This is a genomic window from Agrobacterium sp. (assembly GCF_032092815.1).
Classification (GTDB): Bacteria; Pseudomonadota; Alphaproteobacteria; order Rhizobiales; family Rhizobiaceae; genus Agrobacterium.
On record NZ_DAMDBP010000041.1, the window covers coordinates 2017 to 3399 of the forward strand.

Sequence of the window (1383 nt, forward strand, 5' to 3'; positions counted from 1 at the left end):
TTCCGGTCTCGGCGGCGGCGCCTTCCTTGTTTACTACCACGCAGAAAGCGGCAAGCTGACGACGTTGGACGGCCGGGAGACGGCGCCGATGGAAGCCACGCCAAAACTCTTCCTGGATGAAAATGGCCAGCCGCTTAAATTCATGAACGCGGTCATCGGCGGCCGTTCCGTCGGAACGCCGGGAACGGTACGCCTTATGGAGGAGGCTCACAAACGCTATGGAAAGGCCGAATGGGCAAGCCTGCTGAAACCGGCGGAAACACTGGCTACCGAGGGCTTTCAGGTGTCGCCGCGCCTTGCCTCCCTGATCGCGTCCGAGGGTGACCGGCTGAAGACATATCCAGAGGCGCGGTCCTATTTCTTTGACACCGCCGGGGCCGCGCTGGAGGCCGGTGCTCCGTTGAAGAACCCGGCCTATGCCGAGACGCTTGCAGCGATCGCCAAGGGCGGCGCCGATGCCTTTTACGAGGGGAAAATTGCCGAGGCGATCGTCAAGACCGTGCGCGAGGCAGCCGACAATCCTGGCGTGCTGTCGCTTTCCGATCTTTCCAACTATCGCGTCATCGAGCGCGAGCCAGTCTGCTTTATCTATCGTGCACTTGACGTTTGCGGCATGGGGCCGCCATCGTCAGGCGGTATCGCCATTGGCCAGATACTCGGCATGGCGGAGAATTTCGATCTGAGGTCGCTGGGGCCCAAAAATGTCGAAAGCTGGCGCATCATTGGCGATGCGCAACGTCTTGCCTTTGCCGACCGCGAGCGTTACGTCGCTGACACTGATTTCGTGCCGCTACCGATCAAGGGCATGCTCGACAAGGCCTATCTAAGCGAAAGGGCAAGCTTGCTCGACGGCGAAAAGGCCTTGGCCAACGGTGCCGTCAAGGCCGGCGAGCCGAATTGGGACCATGCGCTGCTTTTCGGCCGGGATGCCGCGCTTGAGTTGCCCTCGACGAGCCATTTCGTCATCGTCGACAGGCAAGGCAACGTGGTCTCGATGACGACGACGATCGAAAATGGCTTCGGCTCGCGTCTGATGACGAATGGCTTCCTGCTCAATAACGAATTGACGGACTTTTCCTTCAAGACCCATGACGGCGGTCTGCCGATCGCCAACCGCGTCGAACCCGGTAAACGACCGCGCTCCTCCATGGCTCCCACTATCGTGATGAAGGATGGAAAACCGCTGCTCGCCGTTGGTTCGCCCGGCGGCAGCCAGATCATCGGTTATGTAGCGCAGGCGCTGATCGCCTATATCGACTGGGGCTTGCCGGTTGAGGCGATCGTCGCCCAGCCGCATCTCATCAATCGGTTCGGCACCTACGACATTGAGGCAGGCACCGACGCGGAAGATCTGGTCGAGCCGCTGAAGGCGCTGGGTTACGA

At 60.6% G+C, this 1383-nt stretch carries 1 protein-coding gene; it reads left to right on the plus strand.

The window, feature by feature from the left end; translation table 11 throughout:
- A partial coding sequence (gene ggt / locus RT613_RS19100) for a gamma-glutamyltransferase (RefSeq protein WP_313618005.1) occupies positions 1 to 1383 on the plus strand: 1383 nt, incomplete at both ends.